This window comes from Arthrobacter sp. TE12231, from assembly GCF_054062895.1.
Genome location: NZ_JBSSFS010000001.1, coordinates 729,954 through 746,224, shown reverse-complemented (window position 1 = coordinate 746,224; position 16,271 = coordinate 729,954). Strand labels below are relative to the sequence as shown.

Below are 16,271 nucleotides of genomic sequence, written 5' to 3'. Positions count from 1 at the left end.
GGCGGCTACAGGGCCGGCTTCACGCCAAAGGCTACGGCGAGCTTCATGATCTTCTCGGCGCGGCCCAGGCGCGGCAGGTCGGAGCCGTCCCGGATGACGCGGCCGTTGGCTTCGAAGTCGTTCATGAAGTCCGTGGCCCAGGCGACGTCGGACGGGGTGGGGCTGATGACTTCGTTGATCACCGGAGTCTGGTCGATCGCCAGGCAGAGTTTCCCGGTCATGCCCATCATCACGGTGATGCCGGTCTGCTCGCGCAGGATCGGGTGGTTGGTGCCGACCGTGGGGCCGTCGATGGGGCCCGGCAGGTTGCCGACGCGGCTGGCCACCACCAGCTTGGCCCGCGGGTAGGCCATGGCCTCCGGGGTGGCGGCCATGCCGGTGTCGCGGCGGAAGTCGCCAGAGCCGAAGGCCAGGCGGAACGCACCCTGGGCCTTAGCGATGTTGTTGGCTTCCTCTATGCCGACGGCGGACTCGACGAGCGGGATGACCGGGGTCTTGCCGTCCATCCGGTGGAAGCTCTCTGTGACCTGGTCGGCCGATTCGGTCTTGGCCAGCATGACGCCCAGCAGGCCGGGGGTGCCGCGCAGTCCGGCGAGGTCGTCGGCCCAGAACCGGCTGGTGGCGTCGTTGATCCTGACCCACGCACTGCCGCCGGCGGTCAGCCAGTTCACGACGTTGTCGCGGGCGGCGTCCTTCTGGGAGGGGTCCACCGCGTCTTCGATGTCGAGGATGATTGCATCGGCCCGGGAGACGGCGGACTGGTCGAAGAGTTCGGGCTTCATCGCGTTGACCAGCAGCCAGGAGCGGGCAATGTCGGCCGGGATGTTGCGCTGGGGCCGAAGGGATTCGGCGGTGGTGGTAGAAGTCATGCATCTACGCTATCCGCCCGGAGGCGTTTGCGGCTAAGCGATCCGGCCCTCCGGGGTGACCATTACGACCAAAATCACATCCGCACCCAAGTAGCTGGCAGCTGAAGCCGTTTTCAGCGCGAATAGCGGCCTTAACTGCCAGCCAGTTGGGTGGGCATGGTGGGCGTACTAGGGGATGTTGCTGCCCCGAGCCGCCACCCAGAGCCCGTACCACTCGGCGCGGGTCATGGACGCGGCGGCCTCTGCGGCGCCGGCACAGGCGAGGATCCGGTCAGGGTTGGCGGTGCCGATCACGGGCGCGATCCCGGCGGGGTGTTTCATGAGCCAGCCCAGCACGATTGCCTCCCCCGTGGTCCCCTTCGCGGCGGCCAGGGCGGCGACGAGGGCGGTGGCGGCTTCCTCGGCCGGCGTCGGCACGGCGGCCGGCGCCCCGGTGTACAGGCCGCGGGCCAGCGAGCCGTACGCCTGCAGCCGGATGCCGTGCCGGACGCAATGCTCGACGGTGCCGTGCGGGAAGCTGTAGTCCGTGCCCTCGGCATGGTTGACCAGCACCGTGCTTTCGAGCCAGGCCCGCTTGAGCAGGCTCATCTCCAGCTGGTTGGCCACCACCGGCGTCTCGAGCCGGTCCTGCAGCATCTCGATCTGCGGACCCGACATGTTGGACACGCCCACGGCGCGCACCTTGCCTTCGGCCATGAGCTGCCCGACGGCGGATGCCACTTCCGCCGGATCCATCAGGGGATCCGGGCGGTGCAGCATGAGCACGTCGACGTAGTCCGTGCGGAGCCGGGCCAGGCTTTCGTTGACCCGTTCCAGGATGCCGTCCCGGCTGAGGTCGTAGTACGCCTCCAGGCCCTGCTCGTTGAGCCGGATGCCGCATTTGGTCTGGAGCCGGATCTTCTCGCGCAGTCCCGGAGTCCCGGCCAGGATCTCGCCGAAAACGGCCTCGGCCTTGCCGTTGGTATAGATGTCCGCGTGGTCAAAGAGCGTGATGCCGGCCTTCAGGGCTGACTCGACGGCGGCCGCCGCCTCGTCCACCTCCGCGGACGAGTACGGCTCCGCCGACCAGCTGCCGCCCAGACCCATGCAGCCATAGATGAGCTCCTGGCCGGGATTCCCGTCTCGGGCGGGCGCGCCGGTCGAGTCCTTCGCCGGAATGCTCACCGCAGCCAGACGGTGGTGTTGGCCGGCAGCAGTCCGCCGTCCAGCGGGCCGCTGCTGACCAGCACCTCGCCGGCGGGCAGTTCCACGGGCGTGTCACCGAAGTTGGTCACCGTCTGCCAGCCGCCCGGGCGGCTGAAGTGCAGGACGTCGGCGCTGCCGGATTCATGCCATTCCATTTCCTCCGAGGTCTGCAGTTCGCGGCGGAACTTCAGGGCCGTGCGGTAGAGCTCCAGCGTGGAGCCTTCCACGCCGTCCTGGGCTGCCACGGCGTAGCGGGCGAACCAGGCCGGCTGCGGCAGGTGCGCGCCGCCGTCGCCGAACCCGAACGAGGTGCCTTCCGGGGCCCAGGGCAGCGGCACGCGGCAGCCGTCACGGCCGATCTCGACGCCCTTGTTCCGGAAGAAGGTGGGGTCCTGGCGCTCGGCGTCGGGGATCTCCGCGACTTCCTGCAGGCCCAGTTCCTCGCCCTGGTACAGGTAGGCGGATCCGGGAAGGGCCAGCATCAGGAGCGTGGCGGCGCGGGCCCGGCGCAGGCCGAGTTCGACGTCGAGTTCTTCGGCGGGGGCTCCGGCCAGAAGCCAGCCCTTGCCGTCCTGGCCCTGGGCGTGCTTGCCGCCGCCCTTGGGAAGGCCGTAGCGGGTGGCGTGGCGCACGACGTCGTGGTTGGAGAAGACCCACGTCGAGGAGGCGCCGGATTCGGTGGCCTCGGCGAGGTTTCGGGTGATGATTTCGCGGAACTCATCGGCGTCGAAGTCGGCCTGCAGGAGGTCGAAGTTGAACGCCTGGCCCAGGCCCTGCGGGCTCGCGTAGCGGGCGCGGCGGCTGGCGTGCACCCAGGCCTCCGCGACGGCGGTGCGCGGAGGGTTGTACTCGTTGAAGACCTCGCGCCACTCGGCGTAGACCTCATGGACTTCGTCGCGGTCCCAGAAGGGGTGCGATCCGTCGTCGAATCCGTCGGTTCCGGTGTTGGCGGCGCTGAGCTCGACCTTGGAGATCAGGGGCTCGGTGAGGTCCTTGGTCAGGGCGTGGGCGACGTCGACGCGGAAGCCGTCCACGCCCCGGTCCGACCAGAAGCGGAGCGTCTTGAGGAAGTCGTCGCGGATTTCGCGGTTGGACCAGTTCAGGTCCGGCTGTTCCTTGGCGAAGATGTGCATGTACCACTGGCCGGGAGTGCCGTCGGGCTCGGTGATGCGCTCCCAGGCGGGGCCGCCGAACACGGACTCCCAGTCCGAGGGCGCGATCTCGCCGTTTTCGCCCTGGCCGTCCCGGAAGATGTAGCGCTCGCGGGCGGCGGAACCCCGCGGGGAGGCAAGGGCTTCCTGGAACCAGACGTGCCGGTTGGAGGAGTGGTTGGGGACGATGTCCGCGATCAGCTTGATGCCGGCCGCGTGCAGCGCGGCGGACATTTCGTCGAAGTCCGCCAGGGTGCCCAGCTTGGGGTCGACATCGCGGTAGTCGTCGACGTCGTAGCCGCCGTCGGCCAGCGCCGAGGGGTAGAACGGGGAGAGCCAGACGGCGTCAATTCCGAGTTGCTTCAAGTACGGGACCTTGGCGGTGATGCCCTTGATGTCGCCCAGGCCGTCACCGTTGGAATCGGAGAAGCTCCGCGGGTAGATCTGGTACACCGAGGCCTGGCGCCACCAGTTGGGGTCGGCGGCGAGGTCGGAACCGGACAGGGTTGCCAGCGTGGCGGTGTTGGACAAGGGATGATCCTTCGGGGCTGGGAGACGGCTTCTGGTATTTTAGATACAAGCTAAATATATTGCCTGAACAATTATGGGTCCGGGAACAGAAGAGGTCAAGAAGTGATGCCGCACGCAGCCGCCGCCACGCCGCAGCTGCTGCGCCGCGTCAACGCCCAGGCCGTTCTCCGCCACATCCGCGGCGCGGAGGTTGCCACCGGGACAGAGCTGATGGCCCTCACCGGGCTGACCCGGGCCTCCGTGATCGCCGTCTGCGAGGACCTGATCGGCCGGGGCTGGATCGTGGAGCTGGATCAGCCCGGAACTAACTCTGAAGGTCCCCGGAAGGGCCGCCCGGCCCGGCGGTTTGCCTTCAACCGGGAGGCCGGCTTCGTCCTGGGCCTCGACATCGGCGCGGCCACCACCACCGCCGCCGTGGCCGACCTCCGCGGCACCGTCGTCGGCCGGTCCAGTGAGAGCTTCCGCGCGGCGGACATCCCCGCGCAGGAGCGGATCGGCGTCATCGACCGCGCCTGCCGCCGGGCCCTGGAGGCCGCGGGAACGGACCCGAGCATGGTTCTCGCCGTGGGCGCCGGGATCGCCGCACCGGTGGACCGGGACGGCAACGTCTTGGTGACCCAGCGGTTCTGGAGCCTGTTCGACGTCGGGCTCCGATCCGCGCTGAAGGAACTGCACGGCTGGACAGTGCTCCTGGAAAACGACGCCAACCTGGCCGCCCTCGGTGAGCGCTGGCGCGGTTCCGGTGCGGGGGTGGACGATCTGGTGGTGCTTCTCGCGGGCGAACGCCTGGGCGCCGGGGTCATGGAATCCGGGCGCCTGCTCCACGGCCGCGGCGGGGCAGCCGGCGAGATGGGCTATCTGGACATGGTGGAGGGCGTTGGCTCCAGCGACGGCATCGCGGCCCTGGCACGGCAGTGGTCCGCGGCAGGCGGCGGCCCGTCCGACGGCGGTGCTGCCAGCGCACCGCGGGTGTTCGAGGACGCGGCGGCGGGAGACCCTGCGGCATTGGCGATCCTGAGCCGGATTTCGGAGCGCATGGCCCGCGTGATCGCCTCGATCGCGAGCCTGATCAACCCCGAGCAGGTGGTGATCAGCGGCGCCGTCGCCGATTCCGCCGGCGCCCTGCTTCCGGAGATCACGGCGTTGCTCCCCCTCTTCACCGCGACTCCCCCGCGCGTAACGGCCTCGCCACTGGGCGACGCAGTCGTCACGGTCGGCGCTGTCCGGCACGCTTTGGACTACGTCGAGGCGAATGCGATGGAGCTGACGCTGCCCGCGCGAGGCTGACCCTGATCGGTTGCCCTAGTCCGGCATGATCATGGTGCGAAGGTCCAGCTGACGCAGCACCCGGTCCGCCACTTCCGGATCCATGCCCGGCTCGTTCCGGGCCGCCACGACTTCCTGGCGGGCCGCGTCGAGGGCTATCGTCTGCACGGCAATCGCCAGTTCGCGGCCGCGCTTGCGCTTCTCTCCCGCGCTTTCATTCTTCAGGCTCCCGTCGAGCAGTTCGGCGTGCAGCCGGGTCATCTTCTCTTTCACCAGCGCCACCTTCTCCGCCGGCAGCTCCTTCATGAGCTCGTTGTCCTTGAGCGCCGCGATGGCTGCCTGTTGGGCCCGGTAGGCCAGCACGCGGGCGGCGTCCCGTTCTTCCGAGCCGTCCTCGGATGCCTTCAGGACGCGCATGAGCCACGGCAGCGTCAGCCCGGGCAGCACCAGGGTGGCCAGCAGCACCGCGCAGGCGATCACCAGCAGCTCGCTCCGGGCCGGAAACGGCGTGCCGTCCGCAACGGTCAACGGAAGGGCCAATGCCAGCGCCAGCGTGGCCAGGCCGCGCATGCCGCACCAGGTAAGGATCAGCACGTCCTTCGCCGAGGTGGGGCGCAGGACGTCCTTCCTGGCCCGCGACAACCCGGACATCATGGCCAGCCAGGCGAACCGCACGGCGAACACGAGCACGCAGACCACCGCGGCGCTCCCCACCATGCCCAGCACGGACGTGCCTTCGTCGTGGATGACCTGCCGTACTTCCAGCCCCACCAGCCCGAACGCCAGGCCCGTGATCAGCAGCTCCACCACATCCCAGAACGCGGTGCGGGTGACCCGCTCGGCGGCGTCCTGCGGTCGGGAGTGACGCTGTATTTCCAGCGCGGTAACGACCACGGCGATCACCCCGGAGGCGTGCACTTCCTCGGCCAGGATGTACGCGGCGAACGGCACCACGAGGGTCACGGCGCTGCGGGCCACCATGGAGGCCACGAGGCGGGTAATCAGGCTCGTGAGCCAGCCCATGCCGATCCCGACCAGCACTGCGATCGCGGCGCCGAGGATGAACTGAAGGACGACGTCGGAGGCGATCTTGGTGCCGGCCACCGCGGCGGCCACGGCCGCCTGGAAGATGACGATGGCGGCGGCGTCGTTGAAGAGTCCCTCGCTCTGGAGCACGTTGATAAGCCGCCGCGGCATGTGGACCCGGCTTGCGATGGAGTCCACGGCCACGGGATCCGGGGGCGCCACCATGGCCCCCAAGGCGATGGCGGCCGGGATGCCGATGCCCGGGATCATGAGCCACGCCGCGCCGGCCACCACCGCGGTGGAGGCCACCACGAGCGCGACGGCGAGCATGAGCAGCGTGCGCCAGCGGACCCGGAAGACGGCCCAGGAGCTGCGCTGGGCTGTGGCGAAGAGCAGCGGCGGAAGGAAGATCGGCAGGATCAGATCCGGTGCGATCTGGACTTCCGGAAAGCCCGGGATGAACGTCAGGGCCACGGCCAGGAGCAGCATCAGCACGGGGTAGGGCAGCTTGAGCCGGTCCCCCAGCCCAACGGCCACCACGGTGGCCAGCAGGAGTCCAACGATGAGTGCCAACTGGTCCATGCGCCTGCTCTCCCCGAAATCCGGCCGCGCGCATCCCGGGTGGATGCACGGACCGACCCCACCACCCTATCGGCCGGACGCGGCCTCCCAAGGCCCGGGTCTCTGCGGGGCTGGGCCCTGGTGCTAGGCCCGTGGGCCCAGGGCTGCGGCGAGCGGCAGGGTGCCGTCCCGGAATTCGATGGTGCGTCCGATCGTGGCGGGCAGCCCGAGCACCGCGGCCGCCACGAGGGCGACATTGGCGCGGGCGGTTCCGGTGCCGTCCGACGTGTCGGCGGGATCGACGTCGATCATCCCGTTGCCTGGTCCGTTCGTCAGGGTCCCGGGGCCCAGGACGGTCCACTCAAGGCCCGAGCCGCGCAGGTAGGCATCCGCGGCGGCCTTGGCCTCGGCGTAGGCGAAGAACCCGTTGTCGGCGGGGACCCCGTGGTCCGGCCCGGCGCCGAAATAGGAGACCATGACGTACCGCCCGACGCCGGCGTCTGCGGCGGCGTCCATGGAGCGGATCGCGGCGTCCCGGTCCACGGCGTAGGTCCGTTCGGGGCTGCCGCCCCCGGCCCCGGCGGACCACACGACGGCATCGTGGTTGCGCAGGGCATCGGCGATCTGCGCCGTCGTCGCGTTCTCCACATCCAGAACGGTGGGCGTAGCGCCGGTGGCTGCGACGTCGGCCGCGTGGTCCGGGTTGCGGATGAAGGACGTGACCTCCTGCCCGTCCGCTGCGAGGATCCTGGACAGTTCCAAAGCCACTTTGCCGTGGCCGCCGATGATTGCGATTCGCGTCATGGACCCATTCTGTCCCATGCGACGAAAAACTGCTGTCCCATGGTCCAGAGGTTGGTGGTGGTCCAGTAGATGAGGACTCCAATGGGGAAAACGATGCCGCCCACACCGAAGACGACCGGCAGGATGTAGAGCATCATCTTCTGCTGGCGCATGAACGGGCTGGCCAGGGCCTCTTCGGACATGTTCTTGGCCATGATCTGCTTCTGCGTGATGAACTGCGAGGCCGTCATGGCCAGGATCATCACGATGGAGAGAATCCACACGGCCGTCTGGTTGCCGCCGCCGCCATGGAGCAGGGACGCGGACAGCGGTGCGCCGAAAATGGTGGACTCATCGAACTGCTTGACCTGCTCGGCGCTCATCGCTCCGATGCCCTGGCCGCTGACTTTGGCGCTGCTGATGCCCGAGAGCACCTGGAAGAGCGCGAAGAAGAACGGCATCTGGATCAGCATGGGCAGGCAGGCTGAGAACGGGTTAGTGCCGTGCTTCTTGTACAGCGCCATCTGTTCCTGAGCCATGGCCTGGCGGGAGAGCTGGTCGGTCTTGCTCTGGTACTTGTCCTGCAGCTTCTTCAGGTCCGGCTGCAGGTGCCGCATCCGGCGTTGGGCCTCGACCTGCTTGACGAAGACGGGAATCAGGGCCGCGCGAATGACCAGCACGAGCCCGATGATGGACAGGGTCCACGTCCAGCCGTTGGCCGGCGACATGCCGATGGCGCTGAGGCCGTCATGGAAGCCCACCATGATGGCTGAGACCAGCCATTTAAACGGGGCCAGGATTGCTCCCAGGACGTCCACCGAAACCCCCATCCGCCAGGTGCTGCCAAGCTACGGCGAAAGGAGGAACTTGTCACGCACTTGGCGGGGACTGCAGTTGTCGGGAAGACAGAAAGACCCCCGCAATCTCAATGGATTCCGGGGGTCTTGCCTGTAGCGGTGGGGAGGCTCGATCTCCCGACCTCACGATTATGAGTCGTGCGCTCTAACCAACTGAGCTACACCGCCATAAATGAGGAAAACCTGCGCTAAGCCGGTCAAAAACCGCCTTGACACAGGCCCTCATTCAGAGCCCCCCACCGGAATCGATCCGGTGACCTCGTTCTTACCAAGAACGCGCTCTACCACTGAGCTAGGGGGGCAACGAGTAAATACTCTACCGGAAGATTCGCCCACCAACAAATCGGCGCCCGAACGACGGCGGTACTGCCGAAAGTCGCGGAAATCAGGGCTTCCAAGGCAGTACGGGGCGGCAAAATCGGCCTCCCAGGCCGACCGTCCGCCCGCGGTGTGACGAAGCGAACACAGGCGCGGAAGCTTAAAGAAGAAAGGGCCGGCTCAGGAGCCGGCCCTCTCTCAGATAGTGCTAGTGGTTACCACTTGTTGCGGGGTTTGAAGCCGCCTTCGTGGCGGGGCTTGCGGGTGTCGGTGCCGACGCTCCGCTCGGAACGCTCGCTGAAGGAGCGGCCGCCACGGTCAGCGGAGGACCGCTCGCCGTCGCTCTTGCGGAATTCGCGCTTGAAGCCGCCGTTGCCCTTGAAGTTGCCGCTGCCACCGGAGTAGCCGCCGCGGTCTCCCCCACGGTCGCCGCCGCGGTTGCCCTGGTAGGAGCCACGCTCGCCGGAGGGCTTGCGGCCGTTGTCGAGCTCGAGGTGGATCAGCTCGCCGCCGATCCGGGTGCGGGACAGTGCCTTCAGCTGATCGGGGCTCAGGTCTGCCGGGAGCTCCACGAGGGAGTGGTCCGAGCGGATGTCGATGCCGCCGATCTGGGCCGAGGAGATGCCGCCTTCGTTGGCAATGGCGCCCACGATGGAACCCGGCATGACGCGCTGGCGGCGTCCGACGGCGATCCGGTAGGTGGCGTTGCCCTCGGTCAGCGTACGGGTCGGCCCGCGGGAGCCGAAGCCGTCCTTGGAGCGTTCGCGCTTCTGGAATTCCGGCGCGGCCGGGAGTTCCTTGACCAGCAGCGGCTGTCCGCCCTGGGCCATGACGGCCAGCGCGGCTGCAATCTCGGCGGCCGGCACGTTGTGCTCTTCCTCGTACGAGGAGATGAGGTCGCGGAATGCCGCAACGTCCTCGGACTCGAGCGTCTCCGTGATCTTGTCGGCAAACTTGCCCAGGCGCAGGGTGTTGACGGTTTCGGCGGTGGGCAGGTGCATCTGCTCCACCGGCTGGCGTGTGGCCTTCTCGATGGAACGCAGCAGGTACTTCTCCCGCGGGGTCATGAACAAGATCGCGTCGCCGGAACGGCCCGCGCGGCCGGTGCGGCCGATGCGGTGGACGTAGGACTCGGTGTCGTGCGGGATGTCGTAGTTGACCACGTGGCTGACGCGCTCGACGTCAAGGCCGCGGGCCGCGACGTCGGTGGCGACCAGGATGTCGATCTTGCCGTCGCGCAGGGCCTCGACCGTACGCTCACGCTGCTGCTGCGGGATGTCGCCGTTGATGGCGGCAGCCTGGAAGCCGCGGGAGCGCAGCTTGTCGGCGAGATCCTCGGTGGCCATCTTGGTCCGCACGAAGGCGATGACGCCCTCGAACTCTTCGACCTCAAGGATGCGGGTCAGCGCGTCGAGCTTGTGCGGGCCCATGACCTGCAGGTAGCGCTGGCGGGTGTTGGCGCCCGTGGTGGTCTTGGACTTGACCTGGACCTCGGCCGGGTTGTTCAGGTACTGCTTGGAGAGCCGGCGGATCTGGCTCGGCATCGTGGCGGAGAACAGCGCAACCTGGCGGCCCGCGGGGGTCTGCTGGAAGATCTGTTCAACGTCCTCGGCGAAGCCCATGCGCAGCATCTCATCGGCCTCGTCCAGCACGAGGTACTGGAGTTCGGACAGGTCCAGGGAACCCTTGGAGATGTGGTCGATGACGCGGCCGGGGGTTCCGACAACAACCTGGGCGCCGCGGCGCAGGCCGGCCAGCTGGGGGCCGTAGGCGGAGCCGCCGTACACCGGCAGGACGGTGAAGTCGTCGATGTGCTTGGCGTAGGAGGTGAAGGCCTCGGCAACCTGGAGCGCAAGCTCGCGGGTCGGCGCCAGGACCAGGGCTTGGGTCTTGCGGGACGGGCCGTTGAGGTCGTGGAGCTCGGCCAGGCGGGACAGCGCCGGTACTGCGAATGCTGCAGTCTTACCGGTACCGGTCTGGGCCAGGCCCACGACGTCGCGGCCTTCGAGCAGCAGCGGGATGGTTGCTGCCTGGATCGGGGACGGCTTCTCGTAGCCGACGTCCTGCAGGGCAGCGAGGACGCGGCCGTCGATGCCGAGGTCAACGAACTTGACGCCCTCATCTTCGGTGTCCTCGTCCTTGGACGGGGCGGACTTGGCCTCGGTCCCGGCTTCGGTCGTGGTGTCAGCCTGCGGGGCGGCCTCGGCTACCGGAGCCTCAACGTTCGCAGGAGCCTCGGTGAATTCCGGGGCGGAGCCGGCTGCGGGGGCAGCCGTTTCAGAAGTCTCGACGTCGGCCTGGCTGTTCTCGGTGGCGAGTTCGGTGTCGACGGAGTTGTTCTGATTTTCGGGCATAGGTGAAATTTCCTCATCCATAGGGGCCAAGCGGCACAACCCGAGGTGAGCGGAGCCGCAGTACGCGTGACACGAGTTGCCGGGCGTACGTTGACCGGCGGGTCACAGAAGTCCGGCGCTTTCGCAATCCCGTGGCAGGACTTCCCGCTGCATCTCTTGGCTGCTATCCCAGCAGTCTGTACAGCGTTTTCTTTTGCCGGCTCTCCCTATGAAAATGCCCGCATCACATTTTGCGGGCCCCAACACTTACCAGTCCTGCCTCAAGAATTGGGCAGGAATAAGGGATTTCCGGAGTGGGGGATAGTTCCAGTGTAGGGCATGAACCAGAACAGTGGTAATTGAGGGGCCGACGGCGGCGGGTGAGCTTGCGCACACCGGCGCGGCACGGCTACACGCCAAGCTGTCGCTGCAGCCTCTCGAATCGCTCGTGATATTCGGGCTGGAGGCGGATCTCGCCGTCAGCGTCGGCGTCGCGCAGGGCTTCCATATCCTCCAAGGTGGGATCGGTGAACCACTTGGCAACGGTCACGCCGTGGACCGGGACAAAGATCCGGTGGATGTGGTCTCCGGCCTCGATGCTGCCGGTCCGTACCACCCGCAGGTACGTGCCGACCTTGCCCGCCTCGGTGAACCGCTTGACCCAGTGCGGCTCGCCCATCCGCCGCTGAAACGTGGCGCAGGGGACGCGCGGGGAGGTGACTTCCACCTCGACGTCCAGTCCAATCTTCCAGCGTTCGCCGATCACAGCATTGGAGGCGCTGAGTCCTGAGATCCGCAGGTTTTCGCCGAAGATGCCCGGCGGCATCTCCCGCCCGAGCTCCCCTGCCCAGTAATCGGCGTCGTCCTGCGAGTACGCGTAGAGAGCCTGGTCCTCGCCGCCGTGGTCCATCCTGCTCGCCTGGACATCACCGCGCAGGCCGAGTTTGTGGACCCGTACCGGGCCGTCCACGGGGCGCTTGTCGATCGCGGTGACCCCGACGCTGCCGGGATCTTCGAGCAGCTGGTGAACCCGGCAGACAGCAAGCACAGATGCGGTTTCCATGGCACCAGTGTAGGCCCGCCCGGGCACCGGATTCAGCGCCCGCACCGGTCCCCGTGCACCGGGCGGGCACCACCGGGCTGAGCACCACCGCTACGAGCGGAGCCGCCGTAGGATGCTGGCATGAGCAACGAGGCCAACCTTTCCGATGTTTCCGATGTCCTGGCGATCGATTCCCTGCTGAGCGCCGGGGAGCTGGCCGTGCGGGAGCGCGTCCGCGACTTCACCAACCAGCGCATCCGGCCCGGGATCGCCGGCTGGTACGACGACGCCGTGTTCCCCCTGGACCTCGCCCCGGAGCTTGGCGAACTCGGCGTGCTCGGCATGCACCTGGAGGGCTACGGCTGCCCCGGCCGCTCCGCCGTCGAGTACGGCCTCGCGGCAATGGAGCTTGAGGCCGGCGATTCCGGCATCCGCACCTTTGTCTCCGTGCAGGGCTCCCTCGCCATGACGGCCATCCACAAGTGGGGCTCCGAGGACCAGAAACAGGAGTGGCTCCCCCGGATGGCCGCCGGCGAACTGATCGGCGCCTTTGCCCTGACCGAGCCCACGGCCGGCTCGGACCCCGCCTCGATGAAGACCTTCGCCCGCCGCGACGGCTCCGCGGACACCGCCGGCTGGGTCCTGGACGGCGCCAAACGCTGGATCGGGCTCGCGTCGGTGGCGGACGTGCTGGTGGTGTGGGCCATGACGGAGGACGGCGTGCGCGGCTTCCTCGTCCCCGCCGGCACCCCGGGGGTCACCGCAACGCCGATCGGGCAGAAGCTCTCGATGCGCGCTTCGATCCAGTGCGACATCACATTCGACGCCGTCCGGCTGGGTCCGGAGGCGCTGCTGCCGGCGGCGCGGGGGCTCCGGGGCCCGTTCTCCTGCCTCAACGAGGCCCGGTACGGGATCGCCTGGGGCGCGATGGGCGCCGCCCGGGATTCCTACGAGGCGGCCCTGGCCTATGCCCAGGAGCGGCTGCAGTTCGGCAAGCCGCTGGCCGGGTACCAACTGACGCAGGAGAAGCTCGTGAACATGCTCCTGGAAATCCAGAAAGGCACCCTCCTGGCCCTGCATCTGGGCCGGCTCAAGGACGCCGGCAGGCTGCGGCCGGAGCAGATCTCGCTCGGCAAGCTGAACAACGTCCGGGAGGCGCTCAGCATTGCCCGGGAGGCCCGCACCATCCTGGGCGGCAACGGAATCACACTGGACTATTCGCCCCTGCGGCACGCCGCCAACCTGGAATCCGTCCGCACCTACGAGGGCACCGACGAGGTCCACACCCTGGTCCTGGGCCAGCACATCACGGGGATCCCGGCCTTCCGCTAAGCCCGCGAGCCCGCGAAGGCGATCCCGGTCGTGAGGTACGTATGGGGCCAGTGATACAAGTGGTGACTGCTGAGATTTCGGGTAGCCAGCACTCGTGTTCTCCCTGGGGCGCATTCGTAGAGTGGTGCCATCGCTCCGGAGGGCGGCACGCTGCCTGTCCGACGGATCGGAACAGGATGCCGGGTTAGGGGGACATCATGGGTCTCAATGCCAAGTCAGCCGCGTGGACGCTCCGGTTCTTTCCGGCACGTCACGCCACGACCAGCGCGGGCGTGAACGATCAGGACATTTTGGGGGCTGACCAGGGACCCCGCAGGTACCGTGCCCGCATCGCCACGGCACCTGTTCTGGACCGCAACCGCCTTCAGGAGAGCACAGGCACACTCCAGTCCTGGCGGTTCCACGACTTCGTCACTACATTCCAGCTCATGCTTCCCCACCGGGTCGAAAAGGTTCACCGGGCCTTGACCGTCGGGGACTGGGAAGACGCGCGCCTCGCCGCCCAAAGCCTGTCCTGGTCCGCATCCATTGCCGGTGCGTGCCAGCTCCAACTCATGGCCGACCTCATTGATGCCGACCTCCAGTCCGGACGCAACGCCCGGGCACGCGAGACGGCCTGCCTCCTCCAAGGCGCCGCCACCGAACTGGCAACAGCCCTCGCCCTGCTGACCGCCGACTGACCGGATCCGGCCACCACCGGATCAACGACGTCGGCGTGCAGGGAAGCGGGGTCCGGGGACCTCAGGCGGAGAAGCCGCCGTCGGCCTTGACCAGCTGCCCGGACATCCAGCGGCCCTCGGGCGAGAGCAGAAACGCGACCGTGCCGGCCACGTCCGCCGGAGTGCCCAGCCGGCCGCCGGGCTGCCGGACGGCCAGTTCGCCGCGGAGCACGTCATCCATCCAGCCGGTGTCCACGGGTCCCGGGTTGAGGACGTTGGCGCTGATCCCCAGCGGGCCGAGCTCCCGGGCCGCCGCGATCACGATCCGGTCCAGCGCACCCTTTGACGCTCCGTAGGGCAGGTTGAAGGCGGTGTGATCGCTGGTCAGCGCCACGATGGCCCCGCCGTCGGGACCCGCCTGCCGGGCGAAAGCGGCAATCAACTGCCAGCTGGCGCGGGTGTTGACCGCGAAGTGCCGTTCGAAGCTCGCCAGGGACGTATCCAGGATGCCGGAGTCCACGGATTCGGCGTGGCTGAGCACCAGGCCCTCCAGGGTTCCGGCCTCGGCCGCCACCGCGGCCATCAGCCCGTCCACGGCCTGCGGGTCTTCCAAATCCGCCGGCAGGACCACGACGGCGGCGCCGGTCGCCTGCAGCTCGACGGTGAGGCGTTCGACGTCGTCGGGCTGGACTCCCCACGGCATCCGGGCGTCGTAGTCCTGCCAGTAGCTCAGGACGAGGTCCCAGCCGTCCGCGGCGAGGCGGCGCGCGATGCCGGCGCCGATTCCGGCGAGCCGGCCGACGCCGGTGACGAGGGCAGTCTTACGGGGTGACGGGGAGCTCATGGCGAACAGCCTAGCGCCGCCCGGCGGGGCGGCAGCTACGAGGAGACCGCGGAGGTCCGGACGTCCACTTCGGCGGCAGGCATGGAAGCAAGGTCAAGCTGCGGCGCCACCGAGTCCCGGCGCAGGGCGACGAGCCAGCAGACCAGGAGGGCCACGGCGCAGAACACCCCGGCGCTGGAGGCCATGATCCACAGGCCCGGTGTCTGGAGGTCGAGGTTCTGCGCGCCCAGCGCCGTGCCGATGGTCTTCGGTGAGAACAGGAACACCAGGATCGAAACGCCCAGCACCCCGCCCATGGTCCAGCGCATCCGGGCGTAGCGGCGGGGGGTTTCGCGCAGGGTCCAGGCGAAGGCCGGGAAGACCGCCGCGACCCACACCCAGTGATGGGACCAGGAGACCGGGCTGATCAACAGCATGGTCAGCGCCGTCGCCGCAACAGCGACGACCCGGGCGCCCTGGTCGCTGGCGGCCTTGATGACTCCTGCGCCCAGGGCCACGACCGCCAGGCTCAGCACGAGCCACGGCACGGTGACGAGCGGTTCCGGAACGCCGAAGTGCAGCAGCGCGCCCTTGAGGGACAGGTTGTCCACATAGCCCGCTCCGCCCATCCGGGAGGTGTCCGGCAGCATCTGGAGCCAGAACTGCAAGGACTCGACGGGACGCAGCAGCCAGCCGATCACCACCGTGACAGTGAAGCCGGCGGCCATGTTGCACAGTCCGCGCCAGTCCTTGCGGACCACGTAGTACAGGCCGAACACCAAGGGCGTCAGCTTGATGCCGGCGGCGACCCCCACCAGGAAGCCGCTGCCGGGGACGCCGCGGGTCCAGCGCGAGTTCCGGGCCAGCAGGTCCGCGGCCATCAGGCCCATCAGCAGGATGTTGATCTGGCCGAACACCAGGGTCTCGCGCCACGGACCGAGATTCAGCAACGCCAGGACCACGACGGCGGCGGCCCAGCAGTTGCGCGGGGACCGGAAGGTGGCGCGCCAATTGGTTTTGGCGTTCCAGTAACGGACCGTGCGGACGGCGGCCAGGATGCCGACGACGGCGCCGGCGGTATTGAACAGTGTCAGCGCGGTCACCTGCGGCAGCCGGGCCAAGAAGCTGAAGAGCAAGGCGGCGAACGGCGGATACGTGAACTTCAGCCCCGGGCCCCCGGCCCAGTCCACGTTTCCCGCGTACAGGTCCGACGGCGCGGCGCCGGCGTCGTTGAGGATTTTCCCGCCGTACCAGTAGACGCTGAAGTCCAGTCCGTGCTTGGCCCAGACCCCGAGCGACACCCAGATGAAGTAGCCGACGGCAGCGATGGCCACTATGACGGAGAGCCACAGCAGTATCCGGACCGGTTGTGTCGCGCTCAGCGGTTTCGGGACGGGCCGTATCGGGAGGGGCGGTTTCGGGTCCGGCTGCGCCGGGCGGTCTTCGGAATCGAGCACTGACATGAATTCCCCAATCGGGCTGCTGGTGTAGACGCTTGCCGAATGGTCGGTTCCGTCCGGGCGGCCGAAACGCGC

Annotated in this window: 12 protein-coding genes, 2 tRNA genes and 1 pseudogene; 3 read left to right on the top strand and 12 right to left on the bottom strand. The window is 68.3% G+C overall.

Features of this window, described 5'->3' with window-relative positions; translation table 11 throughout:
- Positions 1–5: 5 nt before the first annotated feature.
- From ACVWYS_RS03390 to ACVWYS_RS03380, 3 genes are all read right to left on the bottom strand, one after another.
- Positions 6–869: an HpcH/HpaI aldolase/citrate lyase family protein gene (locus tag ACVWYS_RS03390; protein WP_116765146.1), complete on the bottom strand. Its 864-nt coding sequence runs from the start codon at positions 867–869 to the stop codon at positions 6–8.
- Between the two features lie 168 nt (positions 870–1,037).
- The gene (locus tag ACVWYS_RS03385) at positions 1,038–2,033 is read right to left on the bottom strand and encodes an aldo/keto reductase (RefSeq protein ID WP_425547118.1); all 996 of its coding nucleotides are present in this window, start codon (positions 2,031–2,033) and stop codon (positions 1,038–1,040) included.
- Positions 2,030–3,736 carry a glycoside hydrolase family 13 protein gene (locus tag ACVWYS_RS03380; protein ID WP_456508421.1) on the bottom strand — a complete coding sequence of 569 codons (1,707 nt, stop codon included), beginning with the start codon at positions 3,734–3,736 and terminating at the stop codon, positions 2,030–2,032. The genes ACVWYS_RS03385 and ACVWYS_RS03380 overlap by 4 nt, the downstream gene beginning before the upstream one ends.
- Positions 3,737–3,841: 105 nt before the next feature.
- On the opposite strand from ACVWYS_RS03380, the gene ACVWYS_RS03375 reads away from it, so the two are divergent.
- A complete protein-coding gene (locus ACVWYS_RS03375) occupies positions 3,842–5,023 on the top strand; it encodes an ROK family protein (protein ID WP_456509343.1) in 1,182 nt (393 codons plus the stop codon).
- Between the two features lie 15 nt (positions 5,024–5,038).
- Here the strand turns inward: ACVWYS_RS03375 and ACVWYS_RS03370 are convergent, their stop codons facing one another.
- From ACVWYS_RS03370 to ACVWYS_RS03340, 7 genes and pseudogenes are all read right to left on the bottom strand, one after another.
- A complete protein-coding gene (locus ACVWYS_RS03370; RefSeq protein ID WP_456508419.1) occupies positions 5,039–6,610 on the bottom strand; it encodes a Na+/H+ antiporter in 1,572 nt (523 codons plus the stop codon).
- A 123-nt stretch (positions 6,611–6,733) separates the two neighbouring features.
- On the bottom strand, positions 6,734–7,393 hold the full coding sequence (locus ACVWYS_RS03365; protein WP_456508418.1) for an NAD(P)H-binding protein: 660 nt from the start codon (positions 7,391–7,393) through the stop codon (positions 6,734–6,736).
- 20 nt (positions 7,394–7,413) lie between these two features.
- Positions 7,414–8,202 (bottom strand): annotated as a pseudogene (gene yidC / locus ACVWYS_RS03360) (membrane protein insertase YidC); the annotation flags it as partial.
- A 121-nt stretch (positions 8,203–8,323) separates the two neighbouring features.
- A tRNA-Met gene (locus ACVWYS_RS03355) sits at positions 8,324–8,397 on the bottom strand.
- A 62-nt stretch (positions 8,398–8,459) separates the two neighbouring features.
- Positions 8,460–8,531, bottom strand: a tRNA-Thr gene (locus tag ACVWYS_RS03350).
- Positions 8,532–8,762: 231 nt separating this feature from the next.
- Entirely contained in the window at positions 8,763–10,901 is a 2,139-nt protein-coding gene (locus ACVWYS_RS03345) for a DEAD/DEAH box helicase (RefSeq protein WP_456508417.1), read from the bottom strand.
- Between the two features lie 388 nt (positions 10,902–11,289).
- Positions 11,290–11,943, bottom strand: coding sequence for an MOSC domain-containing protein (locus ACVWYS_RS03340; protein ID WP_116765153.1), 654 nt, complete (start codon positions 11,941–11,943; stop codon positions 11,290–11,292).
- 120 nt (positions 11,944–12,063) lie between these two features.
- On the opposite strand from ACVWYS_RS03340, the gene ACVWYS_RS03335 reads away from it, so the two are divergent.
- Complete coding sequence (locus tag ACVWYS_RS03335) at positions 12,064–13,254, top strand: acyl-CoA dehydrogenase family protein (protein ID WP_456508416.1); 1,191 nt, start codon at positions 12,064–12,066, stop codon at positions 13,252–13,254.
- A gap of 197 nt (positions 13,255–13,451) precedes the next feature.
- Positions 13,452–13,934: a hypothetical protein gene (locus tag ACVWYS_RS03330; protein ID WP_456508415.1), complete on the top strand. Its 483-nt coding sequence runs from the start codon at positions 13,452–13,454 to the stop codon at positions 13,932–13,934.
- Positions 13,935–13,995: 61 nt separating this feature from the next.
- On the opposite strand, the gene ACVWYS_RS03325 is transcribed toward ACVWYS_RS03330, so the two are convergent.
- Together ACVWYS_RS03325 and ACVWYS_RS03320 are read right to left on the bottom strand one after the other, a co-directional pair.
- The gene (locus tag ACVWYS_RS03325) at positions 13,996–14,757 is read right to left on the bottom strand and encodes an SDR family oxidoreductase (RefSeq protein ID WP_456508414.1); all 762 of its coding nucleotides are present in this window, start codon (positions 14,755–14,757) and stop codon (positions 13,996–13,998) included.
- A gap of 35 nt (positions 14,758–14,792) precedes the next feature.
- Positions 14,793–16,199 carry a glycosyltransferase 87 family protein gene (locus ACVWYS_RS03320; RefSeq protein ID WP_344362000.1) on the bottom strand — a complete coding sequence of 469 codons (1,407 nt, stop codon included), beginning with the start codon at positions 16,197–16,199 and terminating at the stop codon, positions 14,793–14,795.
- Positions 16,200–16,271 lie beyond the last annotated feature (72 nt).